The organism is Labrys okinawensis (genome assembly GCF_047345005.1).
In the GTDB taxonomy this organism is placed as follows: Bacteria; Pseudomonadota; Alphaproteobacteria; order Rhizobiales; family Labraceae; genus Labrys; species Labrys okinawensis.
Window position 1 is genome coordinate 461,163 of the sequence record NZ_CP178864.1, and the last position, 26,545, is coordinate 487,707.

At 65.0% G+C, this 26,545-nt stretch carries 27 protein-coding genes; 7 read left to right on the plus strand and 20 right to left on the minus strand.

Annotated features, from left to right (window positions below; translation table 11 throughout):
• Positions 1-32: 32 nt before the first annotated feature.
• Genes ACMDCR_RS02205 through ACMDCR_RS02215 form a run of 3 tightly spaced genes read right to left on the minus strand, consistent with a single transcriptional unit; the run spans position 33 to position 3,945 of the window.
• A complete protein-coding gene (locus ACMDCR_RS02205; RefSeq protein WP_413990951.1) occupies positions 33-1,463 on the minus strand; it encodes a hypothetical protein in 1,431 nt (476 codons plus the stop codon).
• Positions 1,460-2,806, minus strand: coding sequence for a hypothetical protein (locus tag ACMDCR_RS02210; protein ID WP_413990952.1), 1,347 nt, complete (start codon positions 2,804-2,806; stop codon positions 1,460-1,462). The genes ACMDCR_RS02205 and ACMDCR_RS02210 overlap by 4 nt, the downstream gene beginning before the upstream one ends.
• Before the next feature lie 2 nt (positions 2,807-2,808).
• On the minus strand, positions 2,809-3,945 hold the full coding sequence (locus ACMDCR_RS02215; RefSeq protein ID WP_413990953.1) for a trypsin-like serine peptidase: 1,137 nt from the start codon (positions 3,943-3,945) through the stop codon (positions 2,809-2,811).
• Positions 3,946-4,244: 299 nt separating this feature from the next.
• On the opposite strand from ACMDCR_RS02215, the gene ACMDCR_RS02220 reads away from it, so the two are divergent.
• Together ACMDCR_RS02220 and ACMDCR_RS02225 are read left to right on the plus strand one after the other, a co-directional pair.
• Positions 4,245-5,690: an MDR family MFS transporter gene (locus ACMDCR_RS02220; protein WP_413990954.1), complete on the plus strand. Its 1,446-nt coding sequence runs from the start codon at positions 4,245-4,247 to the stop codon at positions 5,688-5,690.
• 190 nt (positions 5,691-5,880) lie between these two features.
• The gene (locus ACMDCR_RS02225) at positions 5,881-6,396 is read left to right on the plus strand and encodes a lipocalin-like domain-containing protein (protein ID WP_413990955.1); all 516 of its coding nucleotides are present in this window, start codon (positions 5,881-5,883) and stop codon (positions 6,394-6,396) included.
• Positions 6,397-6,494: 98 nt separating this feature from the next.
• Here ACMDCR_RS02225 and ACMDCR_RS02230 read toward each other — a convergent pair whose 3' ends face one another.
• Positions 6,495-7,331, minus strand: a complete 837-nt coding sequence (locus tag ACMDCR_RS02230; protein ID WP_413990956.1) for a glucose 1-dehydrogenase — start codon at positions 7,329-7,331, stop codon at positions 6,495-6,497.
• Between the two features lie 194 nt (positions 7,332-7,525).
• On the opposite strand from ACMDCR_RS02230, the gene ACMDCR_RS02235 reads away from it, so the two are divergent.
• The 3 genes from ACMDCR_RS02235 to ACMDCR_RS02245 all read left to right on the plus strand — a co-directional run bounded on the left by ACMDCR_RS02235 (position 7,526) and on the right by ACMDCR_RS02245 (position 9,300).
• The gene (locus ACMDCR_RS02235) at positions 7,526-8,548 is read left to right on the plus strand and encodes a sterol desaturase family protein (RefSeq protein ID WP_413990957.1); all 1,023 of its coding nucleotides are present in this window, start codon (positions 7,526-7,528) and stop codon (positions 8,546-8,548) included.
• A gap of 88 nt (positions 8,549-8,636) precedes the next feature.
• Complete coding sequence (locus ACMDCR_RS02240; RefSeq protein ID WP_413990958.1) at positions 8,637-8,894, plus strand: type II toxin-antitoxin system Phd/YefM family antitoxin; 258 nt, start codon at positions 8,637-8,639, stop codon at positions 8,892-8,894.
• 4 nt (positions 8,895-8,898) lie between these two features.
• A complete protein-coding gene (locus tag ACMDCR_RS02245) occupies positions 8,899-9,300 on the plus strand; it encodes a type II toxin-antitoxin system VapC family toxin (RefSeq protein WP_413990959.1) in 402 nt (133 codons plus the stop codon).
• Positions 9,301-9,345: 45 nt separating this feature from the next.
• Here ACMDCR_RS02245 and ACMDCR_RS02250 read toward each other — a convergent pair whose 3' ends face one another.
• The 8 genes from ACMDCR_RS02250 to ACMDCR_RS02285 all read right to left on the minus strand — a co-directional run bounded on the left by ACMDCR_RS02250 (position 9,346) and on the right by ACMDCR_RS02285 (position 18,111).
• Positions 9,346-10,374 (minus strand): ABC transporter permease subunit, encoded by a 1,029-nt coding sequence (locus tag ACMDCR_RS02250; RefSeq protein ID WP_413990960.1) that lies wholly within the window; start codon positions 10,372-10,374, stop codon positions 9,346-9,348.
• Positions 10,375-10,422: 48 nt separating this feature from the next.
• Positions 10,423-11,967, minus strand: a complete 1,545-nt coding sequence (locus tag ACMDCR_RS02255; protein WP_413990961.1) for a sugar ABC transporter ATP-binding protein — start codon at positions 11,965-11,967, stop codon at positions 10,423-10,425.
• Between the two features lie 44 nt (positions 11,968-12,011).
• The gene (locus tag ACMDCR_RS02260; RefSeq protein ID WP_413990962.1) at positions 12,012-13,487 is read right to left on the minus strand and encodes a mannitol dehydrogenase family protein; all 1,476 of its coding nucleotides are present in this window, start codon (positions 13,485-13,487) and stop codon (positions 12,012-12,014) included.
• Between the two features lie 379 nt (positions 13,488-13,866).
• A complete protein-coding gene (locus ACMDCR_RS02265) occupies positions 13,867-14,826 on the minus strand; it encodes an ABC transporter substrate-binding protein (RefSeq protein WP_413990963.1) in 960 nt (319 codons plus the stop codon).
• A gap of 97 nt (positions 14,827-14,923) precedes the next feature.
• Positions 14,924-16,018 (minus strand): LacI family DNA-binding transcriptional regulator, encoded by a 1,095-nt coding sequence (locus tag ACMDCR_RS02270; protein ID WP_413990964.1) that lies wholly within the window; start codon positions 16,016-16,018, stop codon positions 14,924-14,926.
• Between the two features lie 9 nt (positions 16,019-16,027).
• Positions 16,028-16,954 (minus strand): PfkB family carbohydrate kinase, encoded by a 927-nt coding sequence (locus ACMDCR_RS02275; protein ID WP_413990965.1) that lies wholly within the window; start codon positions 16,952-16,954, stop codon positions 16,028-16,030.
• A gap of 6 nt (positions 16,955-16,960) precedes the next feature.
• Positions 16,961-17,509, minus strand: a complete 549-nt coding sequence (hxlB, locus tag ACMDCR_RS02280; protein WP_413990966.1) for a 6-phospho-3-hexuloisomerase — start codon at positions 17,507-17,509, stop codon at positions 16,961-16,963.
• Entirely contained in the window at positions 17,452-18,111 is a 660-nt protein-coding gene (locus ACMDCR_RS02285) for an orotidine 5'-phosphate decarboxylase / HUMPS family protein (RefSeq protein ID WP_413990967.1), read from the minus strand. Before ACMDCR_RS02285 ends, hxlB begins: the two co-directional genes overlap by 58 nt.
• Positions 18,112-18,329: 218 nt before the next feature.
• Here ACMDCR_RS02285 and ACMDCR_RS02290 point away from each other — a divergent pair, with 218 nt between their 5' ends.
• Positions 18,330-18,560 (plus strand): hypothetical protein, encoded by a 231-nt coding sequence (locus tag ACMDCR_RS02290; protein WP_413990968.1) that lies wholly within the window; start codon positions 18,330-18,332, stop codon positions 18,558-18,560.
• Positions 18,561-18,737: 177 nt separating this feature from the next.
• Here the strand turns inward: ACMDCR_RS02290 and ACMDCR_RS02295 are convergent, their stop codons facing one another.
• The 8 genes from ACMDCR_RS02295 to mdcA form a co-directional block, all read right to left on the minus strand.
• The gene (locus ACMDCR_RS02295) at positions 18,738-19,514 is read right to left on the minus strand and encodes an alpha/beta fold hydrolase (protein WP_413990969.1); all 777 of its coding nucleotides are present in this window, start codon (positions 19,512-19,514) and stop codon (positions 18,738-18,740) included.
• Between the two features lie 96 nt (positions 19,515-19,610).
• Positions 19,611-20,540 carry an acyltransferase domain-containing protein gene (locus tag ACMDCR_RS02300; RefSeq protein ID WP_413990970.1) on the minus strand — a complete coding sequence of 310 codons (930 nt, stop codon included), beginning with the start codon at positions 20,538-20,540 and terminating at the stop codon, positions 19,611-19,613.
• Positions 20,540-21,379, minus strand: coding sequence for a triphosphoribosyl-dephospho-CoA synthase MdcB (gene mdcB, locus ACMDCR_RS02305; protein WP_413990971.1), 840 nt, complete (start codon positions 21,377-21,379; stop codon positions 20,540-20,542). The genes ACMDCR_RS02300 and mdcB overlap by 1 nt, the downstream gene beginning before the upstream one ends.
• Positions 21,376-22,020 (minus strand): malonate decarboxylase holo-[acyl-carrier-protein] synthase, encoded by a 645-nt coding sequence (gene mdcG, locus ACMDCR_RS02310; RefSeq protein ID WP_413990972.1) that lies wholly within the window; start codon positions 22,018-22,020, stop codon positions 21,376-21,378. The genes mdcB and mdcG overlap by 4 nt, the downstream gene beginning before the upstream one ends.
• Positions 22,013-22,732: a biotin-independent malonate decarboxylase subunit gamma gene (locus ACMDCR_RS02315; protein WP_413990973.1), complete on the minus strand. Its 720-nt coding sequence runs from the start codon at positions 22,730-22,732 to the stop codon at positions 22,013-22,015. Before ACMDCR_RS02315 ends, mdcG begins: the two co-directional genes overlap by 8 nt.
• Positions 22,719-23,627, minus strand: coding sequence for a biotin-independent malonate decarboxylase subunit beta (locus ACMDCR_RS02320; RefSeq protein ID WP_413990974.1), 909 nt, complete (start codon positions 23,625-23,627; stop codon positions 22,719-22,721). The genes ACMDCR_RS02315 and ACMDCR_RS02320 overlap by 14 nt, the downstream gene beginning before the upstream one ends.
• Positions 23,624-23,941 (minus strand): malonate decarboxylase acyl carrier protein, encoded by a 318-nt coding sequence (gene mdcC / locus ACMDCR_RS02325; RefSeq protein ID WP_413990975.1) that lies wholly within the window; start codon positions 23,939-23,941, stop codon positions 23,624-23,626. Before mdcC ends, ACMDCR_RS02320 begins: the two co-directional genes overlap by 4 nt.
• 15 nt (positions 23,942-23,956) lie before the next feature.
• Positions 23,957-25,603, minus strand: coding sequence for a malonate decarboxylase subunit alpha (gene mdcA / locus ACMDCR_RS02330; RefSeq protein WP_413990976.1), 1,647 nt, complete (start codon positions 25,601-25,603; stop codon positions 23,957-23,959).
• 215 nt (positions 25,604-25,818) lie between these two features.
• Here mdcA and ACMDCR_RS02335 point away from each other — a divergent pair, with 215 nt between their 5' ends.
• Positions 25,819-26,520 carry a GntR family transcriptional regulator gene (locus ACMDCR_RS02335; protein WP_413993806.1) on the plus strand — a complete coding sequence of 234 codons (702 nt, stop codon included), beginning with the start codon at positions 25,819-25,821 and terminating at the stop codon, positions 26,518-26,520.
• The last annotated feature ends 25 nt before the right edge of the window (positions 26,521-26,545 follow it).

The following is a 26,545-nucleotide window of genomic DNA, read 5'->3' on the forward strand; positions in this document are numbered from 1 at the left end:
GATCCAGGGACCGTAGGGCCTGCCTGCGGCCGCTATCCCGCGCCGGGGGCGCAGCGGGCCGTCGTGCTGCCCGCCAGCCAGACCTCGAGTGTCCCGGCCGGGATGCCCGGCTTCATCGGCGCCGGTGTGATCTCGAAACCGCACTTGCGCAGATCGGCGGCCAGCAGCGTAGCCTGGGCCGCGTCCTTCGGCGTCCCATAGCGAACCTCGCTGGCCGGCATGTCGGGTGCGGGTTCGGGCGCGGCCTGCACCTGCCACGCCAGGTTCTTCAGGCCCTGCGTCACATCCGCGGCATTGGCCTTCGCGGTGTCCGCGAAATGGAGGGAAACGCGCCCGGTGGGGGGCGGCGTGAGGCCAATGTTCCTCTTGAGCGTATCGAACAGCGCTTGCGCCTGCTCGTTCAGGGAGAAGTCGTCTTCTCCGGCCGCCAGGAGCCATGCCGCGGCCCTTCGTGCCCCGGCGCGGGCATCGTTCCAGGCCGGGTTCGCCCATTGGCTCGGGGAGATCGCCGAGAGAACCGAGAGCAGATTCTCGACCCCCGAAGGCGTGAGGCCGTCGACGGAGGGATGCATCAGATTGCCGACCAGCGCGTCGCAGACCCGGATCTGCACCCCCTGGGGTTCGGCTCCAGGCTTCAGCGCACCGACAAGGGTTTTGCGAACCGCTTCGAGCTGCTGGGCCCGTGGCGGATCGATCAGGGCAACCTGGCCCAGCAGGGATTGTACGGCACTGGTGTCACCCTGCGAGCTGATCTCGATATTCTCAGCCGCCCTGGTCGCGATCTTGTAGTAGCGCCGGTAGTTCAGGTCCGCTTGCTTGCGGCTGATTTCGGTCCGATAGAACTGATAGCCGCCGAAGGCGAGTACGGCGAGCGTACAGATCGCCGTTACGCCCACTCGCCAGATCCGGCGCCTCTTGCGCTCGCGCACCCGGCGTTCGCTGGCGGCGACGAAGGCCTCGATCTCCGGATCGTTCTGACGAAAGGCCGCGGCCCGGGACAACGCCGCCCCAGAGAGGAGATAGCTCGCCACCCGGTTCGACTGGCGCCATTGCCGTGCCAGGGCGCTGAGGCGCAGCTGCTCGCTCGCTTCGATATTCTTCCTGATGTCCTTGCTGTCGAAAGCGGCTTCCGGCTTCGGTTCGGACGGCGGTGCGGCAGCCACGGCCGGACTGCCGACATCCGGCTGGAAGGGCGCGAGCTGCAGGTCGAGCTGCGGCGCGCCGCCGCCGTCTGTGATAGAGAGGAGCTGAGCGTCCCAATAGTCCAGGAAATCCTGTGCCGTCTCGCGATCCGCCTCATCGCTCAGCACGGCGCCGGTTGCAGCAATCCGCCTGCGAAAGGCGACGATCACCTCGGCATCCGCACCTTCCGACCGGCGCCAGGAGCGCAGCATGCCCAGATGTTCGGCACGCAATTGCGCGAGCGAGCCATAGGCAAGCTCGTCGGCGGCTTCCTCAATCATTGCAGGCCTCCGAGGGTCATGCCCAGGCGCTCGCTGATTCGGAAGATACTATCGAAATCCGCCTTCAATTTGCAGTCGATCTCGAAGAACTGCACATTGGCCTTGCGCTGGAAGCTGGCAAGCGCCTGCTGCAGGGACTTCACCGAGATTGCGGTCCTCGGATCGAAATCGGGCTGGTTCTGCGCCTGCTCGACCTGCAGCAGGATGCCGTCCACCTTATCGCCATAGATATCGATGGCGTTCGTGGCGGGCTCCAGGCCATAGCTGCTCACGGTCAGGACAGCCGTGCGTGTCTCCGGCCACAGATCGGTCATCTCCGAGAGGATCTGGTCGTTCGGGTTGTCGAGGCAGCCGGCCAGCAGGGAAAGGTTCTCCTGGGCGGCCTGCAGCCTGTTATGGGTGGCAACGCGGCCCATCAGGCTGCGCTGCAGGTCGCCGATGGCCGCGATGGCGGGCCGCAGGGAAGGTTCGATATCCCGGTCGGTCTCGCCGATGGCCGACAGGGCGCCCGCGAGGTCTGCCAGGGGCAGCTTGGTGGCGGCGTTGAAAATGCCCTTGTTCAGCAGGGTCGACTGGCTGTCGGCGATACCGGCGATGCGTTTGACGGCATTGCGCACAGCCCCGGTCTGGGCGGTGTCGAGACCGTCCTGGCAGCGCAGCGCCACGGCCCGCATCTCGTTGATCCAGCTCAGGTCGAAGCCCGCGATCACCGCGATGGCATCGGCATTCGCCACCAGGGTCTGGGCCGCCGAGACCGTGTGGAAGACATTGTCGATATGCGCCTGGACGACTTCGAGGTCGGCGGGATCGCGGGCCGCGGATGCCGCGGCCTGGAGCAGGGTGCGCGTCTGCGTGATCTGCAGCCGGTGCAGATTGTCATGCAGGCCCTTGTAGACAGCCAGGAGGTTGATGCGCTGACGCACATCGGCAAGATTCTGGCGCGACTTGTCCAGCTGTTGACGGACATGGTCCTTGTTGAGATGGGCATTGAGCTGGTCGAGACCGGAAATCACGGTGTCGACACCGGAGAGCACACTAGGCGGGGCGGCGAGCGCGGCGGGGATAACCTGCTCAACCAGGGCCTTGAAGGCCGCGAAGCGCTGATCCTCGCTCTTGGCGCGGAGCACGATGGCAACAAAGTTCTCCAGGATGCCGCATTTCAGCGCCCAATCCACGCATTCGCGAGCGATCTGGTGGCGCGGCTGCTGCTCGTAGGAGATGGCGAAGATGGATTCGCCGTAACAGATGCCGATGAGGTCGCGCAGTTCAGCGAAGTCGCACATCTCGCCGATGGCGCGGGACAAAGCGAAGATGTTCTCGCCAGGCAGGTCGGTGCGCCCCATGGCTAGCCTCCGGCTTCGATGGCGCCGCCGTGGCCTGCGGCGATGATATCAGCCCGGATGAGACCGGCAGGAATGCCTTGGTTGAAGCGCGGTGCGGCCCAGATCGGGTCGCCATAATGGTGCAGAGCGACGAGCTGCCAGTCCATGGTGAAGCAGGGCGAGCCGGACGAGCCGGCGTCGGTGTTGGTGGCATAGCGCAGGCGCGGCCGCTCCGGCGCGCCGGGCGTCGGCAGCACTGCCTCCGTGTCGATCGCCAGCTTGATCGGACCGCCAAGCGGATGCTGCACGATGATCAGGGGAGACTTCTCAGGTAGGACCTCGTCGCGCGCGGGCAGGGAGAGCCAGCCTCGCGCCTTTCCGACTGGCGTGGCCAGAAGCAGCAAGGCGAAGTCGAGCTCGCTGGCAAGCGGCGGCGGCTGGTCCGGCGTGCCGGATACCTCGGCTGGTGCATAGGGGCGATGATGCAGCAGGCCGCCGTCGGCCAGCGCGATCTCCTCGCCCGCATCGAAGCCGCCGCCGGGCAGCTTGGCATAGCCAAAACGGCATGAGATGGACGCCTGCTTGCCAAGTCTGACGGCTTCCTCGATAACGTGCCAGTTCGTCAGCACGGCAGTGGGGCCGACGAGAAAACCCGTGCCCGCCGGGCTTCCGGCGATGTCGACGCGGCAGACCTGTCGGCCTGTCGCAGCCATGCCGGTCGCCCACAGGCGCAGATCGAGCATGTTCAGGTTGGGCTTGATGTTGCGCTGCAGACCGGGCGCCAGGGTTTCCGCGGCGGGTTGCGTGCCACGATGCGCGCTATCCTGCACGACGAAATCGAAGGAATTGCGTAACTCGTCGACGGCGGCTTCCGGCGCCAGGCTGGCGATGAGGTCGCGAATATCCTGCCGGCGCGGGCGCTTGGCATAGACGGTCTTGAGGAAAGCGACGGTCTGCCCGTCCTCCTCGAGCCGGACCAGGAGCTCGCGCAGCACGACCACCAGCGGATTGGCCGTGTTGGCCCAATAGCCGTCGAGCGGGTCGCCGGTGGCGATATGGACGAACTCCCTGACGTCGTTGAGATTGAGTGTCTTCATCAACGATCGCGAAAGCTGCGATATCTGCTCGCCCGTTAGTTCCTGCACGCTGCCCTCCCTCATGACGTGCTGCGATGGTACAGTGGGCAGCTTAGAGCGAACTAGATCCCCTGCGCTGTACGTTTTCGCTCATGCTTGCCGACCCTGCTTGATCTCGACGGCCCGCCGGCAGGTCGAAATGCCGAACAACTGCTCGCAAAAAGGGCAAATACTTCAGGCCAGTGAACATCCAGACTCTAGAAAAAGCACGTGAAATCTGCGTGAATCACATGAATACAGCTCTGGAGCGCTCTTTCCGACGCCGATGACTTCTCACGCTTAAGTTGGTTGTCGCTCCCGTACCCTTCCGCTAAATCGCCTGCATGCTTGAAAACCGGCGCCCTGCTTCGATTTCGGAAGAATTCGCGACGCAGCACGATCCTCGCCTCAGGCTGCTTATTCCGCTGGTGGTCGGTATCGCCTTCCTGATGGAACAGCTCGATTCCACCATCATCGCCACCGCCATTCCCCAGATGGCCGACGGCCTTGCCACCACGCCCGTGCGGCTCAACCTCGCCATTACCGCTTATGTGCTGGCGCTGGCCGTGTTCATACCCGTCAGCGGCTGGTTCGCCGATCGCTTCGGGGCGCGGCAGGTCTTCGTGCTGGCGCTCTCCATCTTCACGGTGAGCTCCGCCTTCTGCGGCATCGCCCAGAATTTCGAGACGCTGCTGGCGATGCGCGTCCTGCAGGGCCTGGGCGGGGCGATGATGACGCCTGTGGGCCGGCTGATCCTGTTGCGCAGCTTTCCGCGCAAGGAACTCGTCACCGCCATGACCTATACGACGCTGCCCGCCATCATCGGTCCAGTGATCGGGCCGCTGCTCGGTGGTCTCCTGACCCATTATCTGTCCTGGCGCTGGATCTTCTATGTCAATCTCCCCTTTGGCGTGCTCGGCATCATCCTGGCGCTGCGCCATGTCGGCGACATCCACGGCAGCCGCGACGTCAAGTTCGACTTCCTCGGCTTCCTGACCGTCGGCGCCGCGTGCGCCCTCCTGCAATTGGGCATCGAAAATGTCGGTCGGCCGATGATTGCCATTCCCTGGGTTGTCACGGTGCTTGCCGCCTCCGTGCTCCTCCTGCTCGCCTTCGGCTGGTATGCGCGACGCGTGCCCGATCCTGCCGTCGATCTCACGCTCTTTCGCCTGCGATCCTTCAGCGTCGGCACGCTGGCCGGCGGCATCTGCCGCGTGGGCCTGAACGGCGTGCCCTTCGTGCTGCCGCTGATGCTGCAGGTGGGTTTCGGCATGAGCGCCATCGAGTCGGGCTCGATCACCTTCGTCAGCGCCCTCAGCGCGCTCCTGGTGCGGCCGATCTCCAAGCACATGCTGCGCTTGTTCGGTTTCGGCTCCGTGCTGTTGTGGAGCGCCGTCATCGGCTCCGCCCTCGTTGCAGGCTTTGCGCTGATGCAGGCCGATACGCCGCGCCTTGTGATCGCCGGTTACGTCTTCCTGTTCGGCCTGGCGCGCGCCTCGCAGTTCATGACCTCGAACACATTGTCCTATGCCGACATGCCCTCGGCCCAGCTCAGCAGCGCCACCAGCCTTGGCGGCGTGCTGCAGCAGCTCAGCGTCAGCTTCGGCGTGTCGCTCGGCGCCATGTTCCTCGGCATCGTCACCTGGGACGGCTCTGCGCTGACCCCCGAGCATTTCCACCAGGTCTTCCTCCTGATGGCGATCATCCCCCTCGTCTCTCTGCCTGGCTTCTTCTTCCTGCGCCCGGAGGATGGCGTCGAGGTCAGCCAGCACAAGCGCAAACCGCGCTGAGAGGATGGCGGCGTGTCGGGTCGCCGCTCTCCGCCTGCGCAAAGCCCGTGTAGATCGCAAAGCGCTTCAGGTGCTTGATCCCGGGGCTTGATGGATTAAGCTCAGCTTGGCTGCCCCGCCCTCATGCTGCCAAATCGGTTTTGTTTCAGGCCGTGCCTGTTATACAACTATAGCGGGAAAATTACATGCAATGCCCGAAACTGTCACAACCTCAGAGGTGGGTGTCATGTCGCAACTGGGAAGTTTGCTGCTCGGGTCGTGGAGAATGATTTCATGGACCTATGAGGTCCTGGAAACCGGTGAAGTGAAGGACGCGTTGGGGAAGAACCCTCGTGGCATCATCAGCTATGGCTCGGATGGCAGAATGACGGTCTTCGTCTTTCACCCTGAACGCATCACGCCCAGGGATCTCGTGCCCACTGCAGAAGAAAAGATCGATCTTTACGACACCATGTTTGCCTATACGGGGACATACACAGTCGAGGATGATCGAGTTATCCACCACATCGATATGAGTTGGAATAAGGCGTGGGAGGGTACCGAGCAAATCCGTTTCATCGAAACAGACGGCCGAGAGCTTGCGTACAGATCGGCCCCGGCAAAAAACCCCTTTGACGGGCGTGATTGCGTCCACATCGTCAGGTTCGAGAAGACACCTTTGCCTCAGAATTCACCACGCGACGCCAGTGCGTCCGCGACAGCCTAGAGCAAAATGCGTTCAGGTAGGAGCGAATTTCGGAATTAACTGACTGGTATCAAAAGCATTTTGCGATTCTTGGTGATTCCGCGTAAAGACAGAGCGCTCTAGCGCAGGGCCTCTAACGCAGATCCAAGCTGGGTCCAACCTGCCATGGCGGCCGACCAGCGGCGGCCGAGGGTCAGGCCGCCATCGATGGCGATGGCCTGGCCGGTAACGAAACTCGCCTCATCGCTGGCAAGCCAGAGTGCGGCTTGGGCAACATCCTCCGGCAGGCCGGCCCGAGGGATCGGCTGGTTGGTGGCGAGCACCGTCTTCATCAGCTCGACGCTGCGGTCGGCCGCCTCGATGTCCAGGCCCACCGCCCTGCCGAAGAGCGGTGTTGCGGTGCCGCCCGGGCAGAGGCAATTGACGCGGATGTTGTCCTCCCCCAACTCGTTGGCCACCATCCTGGTGAGATGGATCACGGCTGCCTTCGCCGTGCTGTAGATGTGGGAGGCGTGCCCGGCGCCGACGCCGGCAATCGAGGCCGTGGAGAGGATGGAGCCGCTCTTGCGTACCTGCATCACGGGGGCGGCATGTTTCATGCCCAGGAAGACGCTTCGCAGCAAGACGGCCAGGCCGGCGTCGAAATCGGCGGCCGAGATGTCGGCGATCGGGCCGCCCGGGGCGGGCGCGCCGGCATTGTTGAACAGCACGTCGAGCTGGCCGTGCCGATGGACGGCATGAGCGACAAGGGCGGCGATATCGTCCTCGACGGTGACGTCGGCATGGCGATAGTCCACCGCGGGGCCGAGCCGCTCGGCCAGCCTCTCGCCCTTGCCGTCCTGGAGGTCGGCGATGACCAGGCGGGCGCCCTCCCGGACGAACAGCTCCGCCGTGGCGAGCCCGATACCACTCGCGGCGCCCGTGATGACGGCGACTTTCCCGCTCAATCGGCCCATGGCTGCCTCTCCTATGCCCGATGCCAGCCATCGGAAATGCGGACTGCGCGTCTTCGACCTTACCAGAAATCGGCTGTGGGCCGTGCTCCTCCGGTCACCTTCGGAGAAGGGTGCGACAACACCCTGTATTCTCCGCTCCTTGCGGGATAACCTGCCATGCAAGACGGTCGGCGGCAGGCTCCGGGATTACAGGGATGGATGACACGCTCCATGGCAAGCGCGACAAGCGCGGGGACTGGAAGCCTTTCAAGTTCCTCGAATATCCGCCCGTCTTCGTCTGGCCGGCCCAGCCCAGGCGCTTCCTCCGCTGGTTCTTCGGCTATCCCGGCTACATCCTGCCCTGGAATCTCGGCTATGCCGCGCTGAGCCTGGTGGTCTGGCTCTATCTGACGCCGCCAATGACCGAAATGGAGAGCTTTGCGCCAGGCTGGATCCTCTTCCTTCTCATCCGCAACGCCCTCATCGTGCTGGCGGTGTTCGGCGCCTTCCATCTCAGGCTCTACTGGCTGCGCAGGCAAGGCACCGCCTTCAAATACAATGCCAAATGGCCCGCGACCGGCAACCCCGTCTTCCTGTTCGGCAACCAGACCGTCGACAACATGATCTGGACGCTTGGCAGCGGTGTGCCCGTGTGGACGGCCTATGAGGTCTTGACGCTCTGGGCGTTCGCCAATGGCGTCATCCCCTATGTAAGCTTTGCCGAGCACCCGATCTACTGCACGGTGGTCCTGCTGCTGGTCCCGTTCTTCCGGGAGGTGCATTTCTATGTCGTGCACCGGATGATCCACTGGCCGCCGCTCTATCATTCGGTGCACAAGCTGCACCACAACAACGTCAATCCGGGGCCGTGGTCAGGACTCGCGATGCATCCGGTTGAGCACCTGCTCTATTTCTCGGGCGTGTTCATCCACTGGATCGTGCCCTCGCACCCCTTCCACGCCATCTTCCATCTCCAGCATCTCGGCCTGGTGCCGGCGCAGGGCCACGCCGGTTTCGACAAGATCGTGGTGGGCGAGCGTTCGGCCATCGACACCCACGCCTATGAGCACTACCTCCACCACAAATATTTCGAGTGCAATTACACGGACGGCGCCATCCCGATCGACAAGTGGCTCGGCACCTTCCATGACGGCTCGCCGGAGGCGCAGGAGCGCATGGACAAGCGCTTCATGGAAAGAGCAGCGAAGCAGGCAGCCAAGAGGGCGAGGAAGGGCTGACCTTAAAGACGAATTTCTCCTTGCGTCTTGACGACAGGCAACAGATGACTAGTTATATGACTAGTTAGAATGTCGGAGGATGTCTGTTATGAAGGCTTGGCCTGTACAGGATGCAAAAGCGCACTTCAGCGAGCTGCTCGACAGCTGCCTAAGTGAAGGGCCGCAGCTGGTAACCCGGCGCGGTGCCGATATGGCTGTACTTGTGCCCGTTGCAGAATGGCAGCGCCTGACCAGGGCTGCCCGGCCCACGCTCAAGGAATTGCTGCTCGCTCCTTCGCCGCGTTTCGACATTCCCGTACCTCCCCGGGGACGGCGGGCACGGCGCACTCCGACGGAACTTGGTTAGACGGATGTTCTTGCTGGATACCAATGTAGTTTCGGAACTGCGTCGTCTGCGGCCCCATGGCGCTGTACTGGCTTGGCTTGCACGGACGTCAGATGCGGATTTGCATATCTCGGCTGTCACCATCGGCGAGATTCAGGCAGGGGTCGAAATTACAAGAGAGCAGGATACGATCAAGGCCGGCGAAATAGAGCATTGGCTTGAGGCAGTTTGCCTGACTTATAACATCCTTCCCATGGACACCGCGGTCTTCCGCCAATGGGCGCGTCTCTTGCATCGGCGTTCGGATGATCTCATTGAGGATGCCATGATCGCGGCGACGGCCATGGTTCACGGATTGACGGTCGTGACGCGCAACACCATCGATTTCGATGCCTTTGGTATGAAGACCTTGAACCCGTTCGTTTGACCGCAAAGGCGCAAATTGGGTGCCGACCTGGGGGTCGGCACCCCCTCAGGTCCGCGTTGCGCCGCTCGACATCCTGATCCGATCCAGCGCCACGGCGCCGATGATCACCAGGCCCTTGATGATATATTGCCAGATGTCGGAGATGCCGATCAGCACCAGGCCGTTGGAGAGCACGGCGATGATGAGGGCACCGATCAGCGTGCCCCAGATCGAGCCGACACCGCCCACGAAGGAGGTGCCGCCGAGGATGACGGCGGTGATGGCGTCGAGCTCGTAGGTGAGGCCGAGCTGCAGGCCGTTGGCGGCATAGAGGCGGGCTGCCGACATCGCGCCGCCGAGGCCCGCGCACAGGCCGGACATGCCGTAGACGAACAGCAGGATGAACCAGACCTTGATGCCCGACAGGCGCGCCGCCTCGGCATTGCCGCCGACGGCATAGATGCGCACGCCCAGCACCGTGCGGCGCAGGATGAGCCAGGAGACGATCACGGTGGCGCAGGCGATCACCATCAGCCAGGGAATGCCGAACAGCGAGCCGTTGCCGATGAAGTCGAAGGGCAGGCTAGAGTTGAAGATCGTCTTGTCCTCGCCAAGCAGACGGGCGAGGCCGCGCACCGCGGTCATCGAGCCGAGCGTGACGATGAAGGGCGGCAGACGCAGGAAGGCGATCAGCGCACCGTTGATCAGGCCGAGGATGCCGCCTGTCACCAGTGCGGCGACCAGGCCCATCATGCCCCAGTTGGGGATGAGGGAGACGATCAACGCCACCATGGCCGCGGCGGCCAGCACCGCGCCGACCGACAGATCGATGCCGCCCGTGAGGATCACGAAGGTCATGCCGGCGGCGAGCACCGTGTTGATCGAGGCCTGCTGCGCCACGATCGACAGGTTGTTCCAGGACATGAAGCGACCCGCGCTCCATGACAGGCCGCCCGTTTCGACATAGGCCGAGAGCAGCTGGAAGAGGATCGCGATCAGGAGGAGGGCCGGCAGCATGCCGAGCGCCCGGAAGGTGCCGGCAAGAACCACCTTGCGGCGCTGGGCGTCCGTGGCGGACGTGTTGGTTGAGGTCATCGCACTGTCCTGTCTGGTATCGGTTGTCGCCCGGCTGTCGAACCGGCCTCAAGCTGCTTCCCTGTTCGTTGCCGCCGAGGTGGCGATTGCCATGATGTTCTCCTGGCTGATCGGCTGCGACCCAGGGGTGCCCCCCAGCTCCCCGGCTATATGGCCTTCGCGCATCACCACCACGCGGTCGCAGATGCCGACGATCTCCGGCAGTTCGGAGGAGATCACGGCGACGCCGACGCCTTCGCGCGCGAGCTTGTCGATCAGGCGATAGATTTCCGACTTGGCGCCGATGTCGACGCCGCGTGTCGGTTCGTCGAGGATCAGCACGCGCGGCTTGGTTTCGAGCAGGCGGGAGAGCAGCACCTTCTGCTGATTGCCGCCGGAAAGCCCTCCAACCGTTGCATCGGGTGTGGGCGTGCGGATACCGGTGGCCTGAATCGCCGCCAGAGCGCGTTTCCTGGCCTTGCCAAGGTTGAGCAGGCCGCCGGGCAGGGAATCCCGGGCGATCACGCCCAGATTTATGTTCTCGGAGACCGTCATGTCGAGCATCAGGCCGAGCAGCTTGCGGTCCTCGGTGAGGTAGGCGATGCCGGCATCCAGAGCGTCGAGCGGGGTCTTGATGAAGACTTGCTTGCCGTCGACCGCAACCGTACCCGACACCTTGGGATCGGCGCCGTAGACGAGGCGGGCGAGTTCGGTGCGGCCGGCGCCGACCAGGCCGGCGATGCCGAGCACTTCGCCCTCGTGGATCTCGAAGGAGCAAGGCTGGATGCGTCCGCCATCGCTGATGTTCTTGACGGAGAGGATGGCCCGGCCGCGACATTGATCGGCGTCATGCTCCTTCTTGTAGAAGGAGGAGAGGTCTCGCCCGACCATCATGCGCACGACGGCTGCGGGGGTGATGTCGGCATGGTCGAGCGTGCCGACATAGGTGCCGTCACGCAGCACCGAGACACGGTCGGAAAGCTCGTAGACCTCCTTCATGCGGTGGCTGATATAGACGATGGCGAGCCCCTCGCCTCGCAGCTGCCGCACCAGAGCGAACAAGCGTTCGGTTTCGCGCTCGGAGAGGGTGGTGGTCGGCTCGTCCATGATCAGCACGCGCGAGTGGGCATGCACGGCGCGTGCGATCTCGACAAGCTGCCGCTCGGCGATCGACAGATCCTGGACATTCTCGCGGGCCGTGAAGGTGGCTCCGAGCCTCTGCAGCAAGCCCTCGATGCCTGCATTCATGGTGCCGCGGTCGATGAAGCCAGCCTTGCTCAGCTCGCGGCCGAGGTAGATGTTCTCGGCGACGGTGAGGTTCGGGGAGAGGGCTAGTTCCTGGTAGATGATGGCGATGCCGAGCTGCTTGGCGGCCATCGGGCCGTTGATCACCACTTTCTGGCCATCGATCAGGATCTCCGAACCCTCGTCCGGCACATAGGCGCCCGAGAGGACCTTCATCAGGGTCGACTTGCCAGCGCCGTTCTCACCCATCAGGGCATGAATCTCACCCAACCGCACGTCCAGGGAGACGTTCCTGAGAGCCTGTACCCGGCCGAACGTCTTGGAAACATTGCGCATTTCCAGAAAAGGGTGCGTGTCAGCAGCGTTCATCCACCTCTCCCTTCCCATCGCTCTTGACGGCAAGTTCCGATTGGTCAGACCAGAATTGCGTCCAGTGTCGCAGCAGTTCCCCGTTCTGCCAATAGTTTCGACAGGGACTGGTAAATCTCGACGAAGGCCGGACTCTCTCTCAAGCCGAGGCCCCGGAAGGCGGTGATGTCGAGCACTGCCATCGGGCCGCCGGCGCGCACTTTCTGCCAGTCCTCCGCGCCGATCTGCGGCTCGAAGATCTCGTAGGCCACACCCTTGTCGTCGACACCGCCGAGATAGCGCGCGAAGCAGGCGATCAGGAAGGCTTCGCGCGTCAGATCGGCCTTTTCGGCGATCAGCTCACCGATGGTTTTTCCGTGGAAGACGTTGATCTTGGAAGCGCCGTCACCTGCCACGCGCAAGAGCGTGTCCTTGATGGCGGGATTGGCGAAGCGCTCGATGACCTTGTCGGTGAAACCTTCGACATCGTATCCCGCGGGCGGTTCGACCAGGCGGCGGGAATCGAGGTCCCAGAAATTCTTGAGAAGGCGGGAGATGCGCCCGTCCCGCATGCCTTCGTCGACGTAGCGTGCTCCCATGAGTAGCGAGGGGTAGCACATCAGCATATGGGCAGCATTGGAGAGCCGGCCCTTCACCGCGACATAGGCGCCGACCTGGTCACTGAACACCACGTCGCCAAGTTCCAATTGTGGACGGCCGGCGCTGAAACGGTCCTCGACCACCCATTTGGTATAGGTCTCGCAGGTGGCGGCGAGAAGATCATCGACACCGGTCGCGGCAACGATGCGCTTGCGCTCTTCCTCCGAGATCTGCGGCGCGATGCGATCGACCATCGAGTTGGGGAAAGCGCCGTTCGCCTCGATCCAGACGGCGAGGCCGGGATCATAGGCACGGGCAAAGCCCAGCACCGCCCTGCGGCTGGTATCGCCATTGCGCTGGAGATTGTCGCAGGACATCACCGTGAAGGGTGGCAGGCCAGCGGCGCGGCGGCGCGCAAGGCCGGCAACGATATAGCCGAACGCAGTCATCGGCGGATAGCCGGCAAGGTCACCAGCGACATCCGGCGTGTCGAGGCGGAACTCGCCGGTGACCTCGTCGATATTGTAGCCGCCCTCGGTGATGGTGAGCGAGACGATGCGCGTGAGAGGATCGGCAAGGCGTCGGAGCACGGCTTCAGGATCGGCCGGAGCGTGGAGATATTCGACCATGGCGCCGACGATCTGCGTCTGGCTCGGCGTCGGCGACGTCAGCTCGGTGACAGAATAGAGATTGTCCTGGCGCCGGTAGGCCTCGGCTTTCGCCCGTGACGATGCGCTGTCGAGCAGGCCGACGCCCGAGATCGCCCAGTCCTCATGGCCGGGGTGATGCAGGCAGGTCTCGACGACGAGAGCCTGGTGCACGCGGTGGAAATTGCCGACGCCGAAATGCACGATGCCCGGTTTCAGGCGGCTGCGATCATAGGTCGGCCTTGCGACATTGGAGCCGAAGGAGGCGAGCGTCTCGCTGCGAAGTTCGGTCACGGAGAGTTCTTCCTCTAAGGCGCCTTGTGATCTGAAGGCACTGTCGCCAATCGCAAAAGCGCGTCGAAACAAGGAGTTATGGCAAAGCAGATTTGCGCGTAAGTGAGTTTTGCTCCAGGAAGCTCGCGCCTTTCCCCGGATGAGAATCCGGCAGGATAGGCGCCCCAATCGAGATGGACGGCATCCCGTCAGAAGGTCAGCCAGCACTATCCCAACCGCTCGGGGGCCAATCTCCGTAGGAACCCGGCCGAAATCCGAAGTAACCTCGACTTTTGTCATTGCCGGGCTTGTCCCGGCAATCCAGGGAAGCGCCAACCTCGGAAAGCGCTGCAACTGGATGCCCGGGACAAGCCCCGGGCATGACAAAATCTATGCCCTTTCAGTCGTCGTGCTTGGTGTTCCAGCCCTTGTATTCGTTGACGTTCTCTCGCGTCACCAGCGAGGAGGGAATGAGCGTCAGCGTGTTCTCGGGCTTCTTGCCATTGATGAGATTGAGGCCGATCTCAACGGCGGTCTTGGGAATGGCGTAGAAGTCCTGGCTGGCCGAGGCCTTGATCATGTCGAGGCCGGGATCCTTCAGCGCCGCCTCGATATCCGGCGAACCATCCACCGAGGTGATGAAGAATTCGCTGCGGCCGGCCTGCTTGGCGGCGAGCGCCGTGCCGATGGCCTGCGGATCATTGATGGTGAAGATGGCGTCGATCTTCGGGAAGCGGGTCAGGTAGCCCTGGGCCGTGGCGAGGCCGCCGTCACGCGAGCCCTTGCCGTCCTGATCGTCCGAGAGGACCTTAAGGTCGGGGTATTTGGCAAAGACCTCCTTGCAGCCGACCACGCGGTCGACCACGGCGGAGACCTGCGGGCCATTCTCGATGATGACATTGCCTTTGCCGTTCAGCTTGTCGGCGATGTACTGGCAGGAAATGCGTCCGGCCATGACGTTGTCGGTTGTGATGGCGGCGTCCGCGCCATCAGCCACGGTATCGAAGGCGACGACCGGTATGCCGGCGGCCTGGGCCTTCTTGATGGCGGGGGTGATCGCCTTGGGATCGCCGGGGTTGAGGAGGATGAAGTCGACGCCTGCGGCGATGAAATTGTCGATCTGGTTGAACTGCTTGCCGAGGTCGTAGTCATAGCCGACGGCGGTGACCTGGGCGTTCGGATTGGCCTTCTTGATCAGATGCGTCGCGGTGTTGGCGATGATCACGAATCCGGGATTGCCCATCGAACCGACGGAAATGCCCACGGCCTTCACGTCCTTGGCGAGGCCCGCGGCGCTGGCGGCCAGGGCGATGGCCGTGCCTGTCAGAGCCACGGCAGCAAGATGCTTGACGGTCTTCATTGTAACCTCCCTTTTGTGAGATCGATCTCATATTATTTTGTAGTGTCTCACCACAAACTTTGTCCCCGATTGTCGCGGGGTTGTCAACGATAAAGGCCTATCCCTTCAGGTCGAACACGGACTCGCGATCCACCAGCACGGTCGGCAACTCGATGGCCTGCGGTCCGACACCGCCCTGGATCTGGCGCACCAGCGTGGTGACGGCCGCCCGCCCCATCTCATAGATCGGGCGCTGCACCACTGATATCGCCGGGTTCAGGACCCGGGACCAGGGCGATTCATCGAAGCTGATCAAAGCGATATCCCTGCCGATAGTGAGGCCGAGCTCACGGCAGGCCGCCATGACGCCGAGCGCCATCTCCTCGCAGGTCGCCAGGATCGCGGTCGGGCGCGGCTCGGTGGCAAGGATGGCGATCGCCGCCTGCGTGACGATCGGCAGGTCGTTGCGGCTGAAGCGCACCCAAGCGTTGGGCAAGTCGAGCCCCGCCTGGCGTAGAGCCGCTTTTGCGCCGGCCAGGCGGTCGCGCACAGTGGAGACGGCTTGGTGGGGCAATGTCGCGCTATGGGAGCTTGTGGCGACGGTGGAAACCAGGAGGCCGATGCGGGTATGACCGCGCGCGATGAAGAGCTCGATGGCGTCGCGGGCCCCTCCGCGGTCATCCGTGGTCACCGTGCTCGCCGCCATGTCGGCGATGCGACGGTCGAGCAGCACGAGGCGGCTTGAGAGTTCTCCGGAGTTCCGCAGATGGACGTTGTGATCGGGTGAGGAGGGCACCACGATCAGGCCGTCCACGCGCTTTTCGGCCAGCACGCGCACCGCCTCGACCTCGCGTCTGATGTCGTCGTCCGTATTGAGGATGAGGGCCTGGTAGCCATGCTCGGCGCAGGTATCGATGATGGCCCGCGCCGCGGCAGCGAAGAAGGAATTGCTGATGTCGGCGATGACCACGCCGATCGCGAGGGTCTTGCCGGCGCGCATGGCGCGGGCGACTTCGTTGAGGCGATAGTTCAGCTTTCGCGCGGCGGCGGTTACGCGCTCGCGCGTCTCGTCGCCCACGAAGCCATACCCGCCGAGGGCGCGGGCGGCGGTGGCGCGCGAGACCTTGGCGAGGCGGGCGACGTCGATCAGGCGGGCGGGCCGGCCGCCCTCTTCCCCGCCACGCTCATCGCTCGCTGTCGTATCGCTGGCCATGTTTCGTTCCTAAAGTCTCGCGCCCATGCCTGCCAGCTCGTCGCCCGCCGTATTTTTGGGCAGCGCCAGCTCGCCGCCCTCGCTGCGGCAGGTGGCGGCGGCAACCTGCATGGCGCGTTCGAGGCAGGCGCCCCAGCCTTCGGCATCGCGGGGCATGCCCCGCTCCAGGCAGGACGCGATCAGGCTGGCGAGGGTGGCATCGCCCGCACCCATGGTGTCGACGACCGGCTGGTCGCACTGGCTCACCGGTACCTTGACCATCAAGCCGCTGCGGGAGAACAGGGTGGCGCCCTTGCGGCCCTGGGTGAGGACGATGGTATCGACGCTCCAGCCGAACAGGGCGTTCACTGCCTCTCGTCCCGTCGTGCCGAAGATCAGCGTCGCGTCCTCCTCGCTCAGCTTGACGAGATCGGCATGGCCGACGACTTCCGCGATGCCTTCGCGCACCGGCCGGATATCGTTGATCAGGTCCAGCCGCGGATTGGGATCGATGAAAACCAGGCCCGGCGCGGCGGCCAGCCTTGCCGCGAGATCGGCGGCATGGGCAGCATTCTCGAAGGGATAGGAATTGACGGCGACGGCCGCTGCCTGGTCCAGCACCGCCCGCGCCTCGGGACCTATGATGTAGCGCCGCCGGCGCAGGTCGCCGGAAAAAATATATGAGGGCTCACCATGCACGCGCCGCGAGGTGGCGCTGCCGGTAGAATCGACATTGGGCGTGTTGATGAGCCGGACATGCCGGTCCCGGAGGTAACGCAGCAGGCGATAGCCCCATCGGTCAGCCCCGACCCGGCTGAGCAGGGCCGAATCCAGGCCAAGACGGGCAAGGCCGACGGCGAGATTGAGCCCGGCGCCCCCGGCATAGGTCCGGAACGAGCCATCCGGCTGCTCGACTGCGTCGATGATGGCATCGCCGATGGTCAATACCTTCTTCATCGCGGCTCACTGCATGTTGGTGTGCCGGTGCCACATCAGCTTGTGGGCGTCGGGAATGCGGGAAGCGAGGTCGAGGATCACCGCGTCGAGCAGGATCAGGCAGGTCTGTTCGAACAGGCTGCCGCCGAACTGCGCCGTTGTCTCAACTGGCACGGGCAGCACGACGTCGGCAATGCCCGCAAGCTTGCTCTGGGGCTTGTGGGTGAGCGCGATCACCTCGGCTCCCTCGGACTTGGCGATCTCGGCAAAGCCGACGCTCACCGGCGTCGTGCCGGAGCCGGAGATGATCAGGAGCCCGTCGCCCGCGCGCACGGAAGGCGCAGTGACTTCGCCGAGGAAATGCACCCGATGGCCGATATGCATGAAGCGCATCGCCGCCATCTGAGCCGACAGGCCCGAACGGCCCTGGCCCGAGAAGAACCAGCGCCGGCCTTGTCGCTCGAAAGCCTGCACCACACGCTCGAAGGCGGCGGGATCTATGCGTTCGAGCAGGCGTGCTATTTCCTGTCCCACGGCCAGCCAAGGCCTCGATGGGGGAGTCTCGAGCGGATCCATTGGGCGACCTCCTCGGGTTTTTCGGCTTCGGTGATGGCACTGCCGACCACGACGATCTCGGGCGCGGCGGCAATGACGGCCTCTAGCGTCGCCGGGCCGATGCCACCGGCGAGCGAGACGCGGAAGCCACGCTGGTGCATCTGGTGCACGGCATCGATATGGGCGGTGGAGACATCGCCCGCAAGCCGCCTGTCCGTGGGCGAATGCACGGCGACATAAGCGAAGCTCGGCGGAAAACGGGCTTCCGGCGGCAGCAGCTCGGCCTGTCCCGATTGGGTGATGGTGTCGACGACCACGCTGGCGCCGAAATGCTCGGCCCGCCGGCCCACGACCTCATGCGTGGCGGGCGCGGCGCAGGAAAGCACCGTCATCAGGGCCGCGCCGGCACTGAAAACCATGTCGGCCTCGAACTGGCCGCCATCGACAGTCTTGGTGTCGGCGAGCACGGGGATGTCGGGGCAGAGCTCGCGGGCCGTGGCGATAGCGCCGATGCCGAAGCGCTTGAGCAGCGGCGTGCCGATCTCGATGATGTCGGCGAAGGGCTTCAGCCGCGGCAGCCAGGCAAGGTGCTCGGGCTTGTCGAGTGCAATCTGCAGCAGCAAGGACGTTCCTCCCGAAGCAGACGGCCCTATGTGTGGCCTTGTCCCGCTTCACCTCGTGCGATCCGGTATGAGATCGATCTCAGCACACGCATCGCAGGGCCGGTGGCGGATGTCAATCACCGGCTGCCGGTGGCGTGAGCCGGAACAGGATTGCCGCGCAGACGTTTCCCTCATGTGGCTTGTCATCGGGATCGGACACCAGCAGGAAAGGGGAGCAGATGGTCAGGGAACGCAAGGTCACCCGGCTTCAAAGCGCCATCCAGATCAAGGGCGTCAAGGCAAGGCGGGAACAGAGTCAGCCCTACGCTTCCGAGATCGAGGATTATGCCTCCGATGCCGTCAAGGCGCCGGAGGCCGATCCACGGCGCCAGCCCCTCGAAACAACCCATGGCGACGCGGCTGATCGTCTCCGCCCGCTGGAGCCCAACCGGCGGCGCAAGCTGCATTAGATTTGGATCGTAGTCCTTCAGGCGCAGACGCGGTGTCATTCCGGGCTCCTGAAAGAAGACCCGGAATCCATGAACGCAGTCCTTCCAAGGCGATGTTCCAGTCATTCCGGCGCTTTGGCCGGAATGACTGGAGCGGGGTCTGTACCAAGTTGGCAGGGACGGGCGCGCGCCACGCTATCAGGCCTGTCCGGCAGCTTCGAGGATCAGCTTTGTGATCTCCTCGGGGTGGGAAATCAGGGCAAGGTGGCTGGCTTTCACTTCGATGGTCTTCGCGCCCATCCGCTTGGCCATGAAGCGTTCGAGGTCTGGGTTGATGGTGCGGTCTTCCGTCGAAACGGCATAGAAGCTGGGCTTGGAACGCCATGCCGCGTTGGTGGTCTTGCCGGCGAGCAGCGCCTTGTGGAAGGGCTCCTGCACGGCATAGAGCACCTTGGCCTTGGCCTCCGGCAGGTCGCCCGCGAAATCGCGAAGGAATGCTTCCTCGCTCAGGCGCCCCTCGTCGCCGTCGAAGACGATGCCGGCGGAGGCGGGCGGCGTCGGATAGGTCTTCGCCAGTGCCGTGTAGTCCTCGCCCGCGTCCGGCGCCCGTGCCGCCACATAGACCAGGGCGGAGACCTTGGGATGCACGCCGGCTTCGGTGACGATCATGCCGGAGAAGGAATGGCCGACGAACACCGTGGGACCGTCCTGTCGGTCGAGCACGCGCTGGGCCGAGGCGACGGCTTCGGGCAAGGTCGTGAGGGGGTTCTGCACGGCGGTCGCATTGAGGCCGGCGGCTTGCAGCCGCGCGATCACCTCGGACCAGCAGGAGCCATCGGCGAAGAGCCCATGCACGAGCACGACATTGCGTGCCTTCACCGGCGCCGGTATGGCGGCCATGCCGCGGGTGGAAAACAGCGAGGCGGCGGCGCCGGCCAGCAGGGCAGTCGAAAAAGTACGTCTGTTCATCAACATGATCTTATTCCTTCGGGAATGAATGGGTTGTCGAATGCAATGAGGCACGATGGAAAGGCAGCGCGCCGAAGAGCGGTAGTGGGAAACGCGTCGTCTTCACCCCCTTCCGGCTGTTGCAAGCCAGTCGCGCAGGCCCGCGAGACTGTGGAAGCCGTCGGCGGCATAGCTGCGCACGTGGGGAAGTGCGGTGCGCGCCATATCGGCAAGTGCATGGCCCGGGCCAAGATCGAGCATACGGTCGACCCCGAATTCGCCGAGGGCCTCCAGGGTGGTGGCCCAGTCGATGGTTTTGGCGACCTGCGCGGCGAGCTGCGGGACGGCATGCGCAGCCTTGAAGACGCGGCTGCCATCGCCGCCTGCCAGAAGCAAACGCCCGGGTTTGGGATCGGCGGCGGCGCTTGCCTCGAGCGCCTCGCGGAGGACTACCACGGCTTGCGAAAGACGGGGTGTATGAGAAGCGACATGCACGTCGAGCAGGGCCGCCCTCGCCGCCCCCGCGCTTTCCGCCTCGTGGCATAGCGCGGTGACATCGGCGCGCACGCCGCCCACGACAAAGAGCCCGTCCGGATTGATGATGGCGATGGCACAACCATGGCGACTGGCCAGCGCCTCGACGGCCTGCCGTGCCAGCCCACGCACATAGCCGAGTTGGCCATCCCCGCTGCCGGCCTCGTCCATAGCGCGGGCGCGCTGATCGGTCAGCTGCAGGGCAGTCTCGGCGCTCCAGGCGCCAGCGATGCTCCAGGCCGCCATCTCGCCGACGCTGTAGCCAGTCACGGCAAAGGCGGGCGGCAGTGCAGCGGCGATGCAGGCATGAAGGGCGAGCGCCGCCGAGACGGAGAGGATCTGGCTGGCACGGTTGGCGTGCAGCAGGGGCTCGTCCCGCTCTCGCACCAGGACGCGCGGATCGCGGCCGAGCAGCGCCTGCGCCGCGGCGAAGACAGGCTCGGCCTCCGGCTGGCCGGACGTGAGATCGAACATCGCAGGCGACAGCAAGCCCTGTCCGCCGCACAGGAGGGCGAGCATCAGGCCTCCTCCTTGTCGACGAACAGCGTCATGGCAAGGAGATCCGCGCAGCCGCCGGGGCTGAGATTGCGGGCAACAAATGCGCCGTGGATGGCGGCGGCGCGTGCCTGCCAGTCCGGTTGGCCGACGCCGCCGGCCGCCATGAACATGCGCGCCTCCCTCTGGGCGAAGGCAAGCCCGGCAGTCCCGCCGCGATGCAGGAGATTGGTATCGGCGACGACGGCGATCAGGGCCATGCAGCCATTCACGCGGGCGGCCTCCTCGTCGCCAGTTGCGGCGCGTCCAGCACGCAGGGCCGGCAAAGCGATATCGTAGACGGAAGGTTGGCCTTGCGCCGCCTCCAGCCTTGCGCCGCCGACGCCATGACGGCGGCAGGCCTCGGCGCCGTGGCTGCGCAGCGGTACCGGGCCGGACAGGATCGCTTCGCCCCAACGCTCGGCGATGATCCGCCCAAGCGGAAGGGGAATGGCATAGGCCTGCCGGAAGCCGGCGGCGGCGCAGAGCAGACCGAGCCCGAAGATGGCGCCGCGATGGGTATTCACGCCGCCGGTGACGGCCAGCATGGCACGCTCGCCCTCGATGCCGATGGCGCGCAGGCGGTCCATGCCGGCGCCGACAGCACCAGCCGCAGCGAGATCGTCGAACCAGGTCTCCAGCGTCTCGGCGCTGCGGACCAGCAGGGCAAAATCCATATCACGGTGGGCGCCATTGTCGACATGGCTCACCAGCCCGGGCTTGGGATAAGTCGCCGCTTCCAGCTTCAGGCAATCGACGGCCAGGCTGCCGATGCTGACGAGGCGGGAGGCTGGCGCGCTCCTGTGCTGCCGGAGAGCAGTCATGGCTGTTCTCCCGCCAGGAACTGCGCGCGCGAGATCAGGTGCGCTTTGGAGCAGCTCTTGACGAGGATCTCTTCGCCCTCCTGCCGCAACTCCCGCCAATTGGCTCCCCGCGCCCCGGCGAGGATCTCGCCATCGATCCGCATGGGGGCACGCCGTTCAATTGCAGCGATGCCATCGAGCAGGGGGTCAAGACCGTCGCCCTCCGGCAGGTCCCACAAAAGATCGAGATCCGAGCTGTCGCTGATATAGGCAAGGCCCGTCAGATGCTGCCAGGCAAGACTGCCGAAGCAGCGGCTGGAGGGAGCGAGCCGCAGCAGTGCGGCGATCGAGGCCTGCCACGCCGCGGGCGCGGCGCCGGCGGCGTCGCGCAGGAGGGGAGGGCGGGCCGAGCCGACAATGTCGCGCGGTTTGAGGCCGACAGCGATGCGTTGCTTGCCCTGGGCCGGCGGCAGCGGCAGGCCGAGCGGGATGGTGTCGGCGGGATCGCCACAGGTCGGCCGGCGAGCCACCAGCGGATAGCCGGCGCTGGCCCAGCGTGCGAGAAGCGGTTCCCTTGCAAGGTCCGGCCGTGCAGCCAGCAGGGCGGCCCAGGCTGCAGGCGCTGGCGCCACCATGGTGTGGCGGGGCAGTCTCTCAATCATGACCCACCTCGGCGATCACGCGCTCGGCGATGGCGGCTGCCTTGGGCCGTCCGGCGCGTCCGGCGCCGAGCCGGTCGCGATGGTCCCCCTCGACCAGCGTCGCCAGGAGATCGGCAAGCTGGCCGGCGAGGGGTATTGCCGGATCCCATACCGCATGAATGGCTCCCGTCTTGGCGAGATTGTCCAGGCCGGGCGCGAAGACAGGCGTCGTTTCGGCTTTCGCCTTCAGGACATCGAGGGACAGTTTGGTCACGCGCGCCATCGAAGGCAGGTCCATCACCGCTGGATGAGCGCCGGGCAGCGCGACCAGCGTGCCAGTGGCGAGCGCCGTGGCGATGAAGGCGCCGGCAGCGCTGCCGCCATAGAGCAGGCCGATGGTGCGATGGCCCCGTGTCTCGGCCAGGAGGAGAGTCTTGGCGAGATGGGCGAGATATTCGCTGAGGCCCAGCAGTTCGTCATGCCGGCTCATGCGCTGGCTTGCGGAGTCGATCAGCATCAGGAGGGGGGCACCATCGCCTTTACCGGCGACGTCGAGCACATGGCCCGCAAGGGTGAGCGCGCCTTCGACGCCGAGCGGGGTCTCGTCGGCGATGCCGAGTACATGCAGAGTGCCGCCACCGGGCAAGGGCGCTTCGCCACTGATCAGGCCATCCGCGACGGCCACACTATGCCCCGCGGGAAACAGCGAAGTGAGGATGTCAGCGAGCGTCATCGGCCATCTCCCTCCGGTCTGTGGTGGTGCGCAGGAAATCCCGTGTGCCGAGGCCAGGAATATCCGCAGGGACCGCAATGCCGAGGCGCGACCAGACCTCGATGCCGTCGCGGGCCGTGGCGAAGCGCTGCAGGCGTCGTTTGAGCCTTTGCTGCTCGGCGCCGAGCACCGCGAGGTCGAGCCGGGCTGGCCGGTCGAGAGCCGTCAGCGCCGCCTGCCGAAAGGCGCCCGCCTCGTCGTCGACGAAGATGTCGGCGCCGCCGATCAAATAGCGATGCTTGCCGCCCATGCTGCGCCAGACGAAGGCACGGTCGCGCGAGTCGAATTCCTCGACGCCCCTGTTGGTCTCGATCACCTCGGGGCCGCTGACGGAGATGCGCCCCTGTTCGGAGATGATCAGGGTGGAACAGCACCCGGCGATCAACCCGCCGCCGCCGTAACAGCCGGCGCGGCCGCCGACCAAGCCGATCACCCGGCCACCGGCAATGCGGGTCTCGACGAGGGCGCGCATGATTTCGGCGATGGCGAGCTCGCCGGCATTGGCTTCCTGGAGCCTCACACCACCGGTGTCGAAGAGGATCAGTACGTCCCGCTTCAAGGCGGTGGCGGCGCGCAGCAGGCCGGTGAGCTTGGCGCCATGCACCTCGCCGAAGGCCCCGCCCATGAAGCGGCCTTCCTGGGCGGCCACTAGAACGGGCGTGCCGCCGAGCTTGGCGCGGCCGATGATCATGCCGTCGTCGAACTGCTCGGGCAGGTCGAACAAGGCAAGATGCGGGCTGATCTCGCGCTGCTCCGGACCGACGATTTCGGCAAAGCTTCCGGGGTCTGTGAGAGCGGCAAGGCGCTGGCGGGCGCTGGCCTCGAACCAGCTCAGGGGATGGGTGGAAGCGGTCATGCTTCGGGTTCCTCGATCAGGCGGACGGCCTGGGAGAGCCGCAGGGCCACCGTGTCTGGCCGTGCTCCGCCGTCATTGACGGAAAGACGCAAGCCCCCCGCCGCGCGGCGGAGGGCGAAATCAGTGACCACGGCCTGCCACACCGGCCCGAAGCCGTGGGCGGCGGTAGCGATGTCGACGGTGCACGTGTCGGCGGGAAGGATGCGCTCGGCCAGGACTTCAAGATTGCCGGAAGCGACGACCCCGGTAAGGACTTGTCGGCGGGTGCCGCCGGCGGGCCTCGCGGCCCTCACGGTAAAACTGAGCTTTTCCATGGTTTTGGCCTCCACCTACCAGTTGCGGAACCGGCTCGGCGGCCGGTAGAGCCCGTCGGAGGCGAGCATGAGATCCTTGATCGAACGGGCGGCGAGCAGGGAGCGGTCGGCGTCGAGCGGATCGATGCCGAGGTCCTCGGGCCGGCGGATCACACCGCGCTCGCGCAGGCGCTCCACCATGCCGGCATCGCGCGCGCGGCCGATCTCGGTATAGCCGGCAACGCCGCGGATGGCCTGCTCGCGCTCGTCCTTGTCGCGGCAGAGCAGCAGGTTGGCGATGCCTTCCTCGGTGACGATGTGGGTGACGTCGTCGCCATAAACCATCACCGGTGCGAGATCGAGCTTGAGCTTGTCGGCAAGCTCCAGCGCATCGAGGCGCTCGACGAAAAGCGAGGCATTGCCCTCGCCGAAGGTCTCGCCGATCTGCACCACCAGCTTGCGGCCGCGCCTCAAGGCCGGTGAGCTCTCTGGATCGGCCTCGGCGCCCGCCTTCAGCCAGGGTTCGCTGGGGTGGCGCCGCCCGCGTGGGTCCGAGCCCATGTTCGGCGCGCCGCCGAAGCCGGCGATGCGGCTGGTGGTGACGGTAGAGCTGTGGCCTTCCAGGTCGATCTGCAGGGTAGAGCCGATGAACAGGTCGCAGGCATAGAGCCCGGCCGTCTGTGAAAAGGCCCGGTTGGAGCGCAGCGAGCCGTCGGGACCGGTGAAGAACACGTCGGAGCGGGCGGCGACATAATCCTCCATGCCCACTTCCGAGCCGAAGCAATGCACCTGCTTGACCCAGCCCGCCTCGATGGCGGGGATGAGGGTAGGATGCGGGTTGAGAGCGAAATGCGTGCAGATCTCGCCCCTGAGCCCAAGTCTCTCGCCGAATGTCGGCAGAAGGAGTTCGATGGCGGCGGTGTTGAAGCCGATGCCGTGGTTGAGGCGGCGCACGCCATAGGGCGCGTAGAGCCCCTTGATGGTGAGCATGGCGGTGAGGATCTGCGTCTCGGTGATCGCCGCCGGGTCGCGCGTGAAGAGAGGCTCGACGTAGAAGGGCTTCTCGGCCTCGACGACGAAATGCACGAGGTCGCCGGGGATATCGACGCGCGGCAGCCTGTCGACGATCTCGGCTACCTGCGCAATGACGAGGCCGCTCTTGTAGCTGGTCGCCTCGACCACCGTCGGCGTGTCCTCGGTGTTGGGGCCGGTATACAGATTGCCCTCGCGATCGGCACTCACCGCGGCGATCAGGGCGACCTGCGGCGTGAGATCGATGAAATAGCGGGCGAAGAGTTCGAGATAGGTATGGACGGCACCAAGCGCGATCTTGCCGCCAAACAGCATGCGAGCGATGCGTGCCGATTGCGGGCCTGAATAGGAGTAATCGAGCCGGCTGGCGATGCCCTTGTCGAAGAGGTCGAGATGCTCGGGAAGCACCACGCCTGACTGCACCATATGCAGGTCATGCACCCGGGAAGGATCGACGCCAGCGAGCGCCACGGCCAGCACATCCGCCTGCTTCTGGTTGTCGCCCTCGATGCAGACCCGGTCGCCGGAACGCAGCACGGCTTCGAGGAAGGCGGGCAGTGCTTCCGGCGTGACGGCCTTCCCCTTTGCATGGGCGCGTCCCGCAGCGAGGCGCTCGGCCAGCATGGCCTTCTGCGTACTCCAGTCGGCCATTTGGCGCTCCTTGTATGCAGTGTTTCGATTTGTGGTTCATCTTGTGTGCAGAAAGGCTGGCGATGTCAATCCTGGGATGCGTAACAGCTTCGTGAGTGACCTTGTGTATGCGTGTGGATGGATAATTGGGGAATCTGTATACAAAGGCGTGGATGACGGCGTAAATCCCTCTATTGTGCTTCCTTCCACGACGATGATAGCGAGGGCGGGCGATGATGCAGGCATTCGACGGCGATGGCGAGATTGGCGATGGCCGCGGCCTGCTCTCCGACCGCATTCGCAACGCACTGACGGACGAGATCGCCTCGGGCCTCCTGGAGGCGGGGGCGGCGCTCGACGAGCAGCAACTCGCCGCCCGCTTCGGCGCCTCGCGCACGCCCGTGCGCGAGGCGCTGCGCCAGTTGGCGGTCAGTGGCTTGGTGGAAATGCGCCCGCGCCGCGGGGTCGTAGTCGCCCGCCTTACGCCCGAGCGCATCATGGACATGTTCGAGACCATGGCGGAGATCGAGGCGATGTGCGTCAGGCTTGCCACCTACCGCATGACTCCGCTGGAGCGCAGCCGCCTCATCGAGTTGCACGAATCCTCGCGCGTCATGGTCGCCAGCGGCGATTTCGATGCCTATGATGGCTTCAACCGCGCCTTCCATGAGTGCATATACCATGCGACCCACAACGCCGTCCTCGCCGAGCAGGCGATCGCGTTGCGGGCACGGCTGAGCGCTTTCCGGCGCACGCAGCTGCGCCAAGCCGAAAGGTTGAATCGCTCCGCCGACGAGCACGAAGCGATCATGCAGGCGATCGCCGAGGGGGACGGGGAGACGGCCTCGCGTCGCATGCGGGCTCACATGCTGAACGCCGCCACGGCGCTACGCCTCTATATCGAGGGCCATGAAGTGGCGTCTTCGCCGGGCAGCTGAATTTCTTTGCGCAGGATCGACGGAA

Coding starts and splice junctions, on each gene's coding strand:
- ACMDCR_RS02205 (WP_413990951.1), bottom strand. CDS start 1,463: ATGATTGAGGAAGCCGCCGACGAGCTTGCCTATGGCTCGCTCGCGCAA.
- ACMDCR_RS02210 (WP_413990952.1), bottom strand. CDS start 2,806: ATGGGGCGCACCGACCTGCCTGGCGAGAACATCTTCGCTTTGTCCCGC.
- ACMDCR_RS02215 (WP_413990953.1), bottom strand. CDS start 3,945: ATGAGGGAGGGCAGCGTGCAGGAACTAACGGGCGAGCAGATATCGCAG.
- ACMDCR_RS02220 (WP_413990954.1), top strand. CDS start 4,245: ATGCTTGAAAACCGGCGCCCTGCTTCGATTTCGGAAGAATTCGCGACG.
- ACMDCR_RS02225 (WP_413990955.1), top strand. CDS start 5,881: ATGCCCGAAACTGTCACAACCTCAGAGGTGGGTGTCATGTCGCAACTG.
- ACMDCR_RS02230 (WP_413990956.1), bottom strand. CDS start 7,331: ATGGGCCGATTGAGCGGGAAAGTCGCCGTCATCACGGGCGCCGCGAGT.
- ACMDCR_RS02235 (WP_413990957.1), top strand. CDS start 7,526: ATGGATGACACGCTCCATGGCAAGCGCGACAAGCGCGGGGACTGGAAG.
- ACMDCR_RS02240 (WP_413990958.1), top strand. CDS start 8,637: ATGAAGGCTTGGCCTGTACAGGATGCAAAAGCGCACTTCAGCGAGCTG.
- ACMDCR_RS02245 (WP_413990959.1), top strand. CDS start 8,899: ATGTTCTTGCTGGATACCAATGTAGTTTCGGAACTGCGTCGTCTGCGG.
- ACMDCR_RS02250 (WP_413990960.1), bottom strand. CDS start 10,374: ATGACCTCAACCAACACGTCCGCCACGGACGCCCAGCGCCGCAAGGTG.
- ACMDCR_RS02255 (WP_413990961.1), bottom strand. CDS start 11,967: ATGAACGCTGCTGACACGCACCCTTTTCTGGAAATGCGCAATGTTTCC.
- ACMDCR_RS02265 (WP_413990963.1), bottom strand. CDS start 14,826: ATGAAGACCGTCAAGCATCTTGCTGCCGTGGCTCTGACAGGCACGGCC.
- ACMDCR_RS02270 (WP_413990964.1), bottom strand. CDS start 16,018: ATGGCCAGCGATACGACAGCGAGCGATGAGCGTGGCGGGGAAGAGGGC.
- ACMDCR_RS02275 (WP_413990965.1), bottom strand. CDS start 16,954: ATGAAGAAGGTATTGACCATCGGCGATGCCATCATCGACGCAGTCGAG.
- hxlB (WP_413990966.1), bottom strand. CDS start 17,509: ATGGATCCGCTCGAGACTCCCCCATCGAGGCCTTGGCTGGCCGTGGGA.
- ACMDCR_RS02290 (WP_413990968.1), top strand. CDS start 18,330: ATGGTCAGGGAACGCAAGGTCACCCGGCTTCAAAGCGCCATCCAGATC.
- ACMDCR_RS02295 (WP_413990969.1), bottom strand. CDS start 19,514: ATGTTGATGAACAGACGTACTTTTTCGACTGCCCTGCTGGCCGGCGCC.
- ACMDCR_RS02300 (WP_413990970.1), bottom strand. CDS start 20,540: ATGCTCGCCCTCCTGTGCGGCGGACAGGGCTTGCTGTCGCCTGCGATG.
- mdcB (WP_413990971.1), bottom strand. CDS start 21,379: ATGACTGCTCTCCGGCAGCACAGGAGCGCGCCAGCCTCCCGCCTCGTC.
- mdcG (WP_413990972.1), bottom strand. CDS start 22,020: ATGATTGAGAGACTGCCCCGCCACACCATGGTGGCGCCAGCGCCTGCA.
- ACMDCR_RS02315 (WP_413990973.1), bottom strand. CDS start 22,732: ATGACGCTCGCTGACATCCTCACTTCGCTGTTTCCCGCGGGGCATAGT.
- ACMDCR_RS02320 (WP_413990974.1), bottom strand. CDS start 23,627: ATGACCGCTTCCACCCATCCCCTGAGCTGGTTCGAGGCCAGCGCCCGC.
- mdcC (WP_413990975.1), bottom strand. CDS start 23,941: ATGGAAAAGCTCAGTTTTACCGTGAGGGCCGCGAGGCCCGCCGGCGGC.
- mdcA (WP_413990976.1), bottom strand. CDS start 25,603: ATGGCCGACTGGAGTACGCAGAAGGCCATGCTGGCCGAGCGCCTCGCT.
- ACMDCR_RS02335 (WP_413993806.1), top strand. CDS start 25,819: ATGCAGGCATTCGACGGCGATGGCGAGATTGGCGATGGCCGCGGCCTG.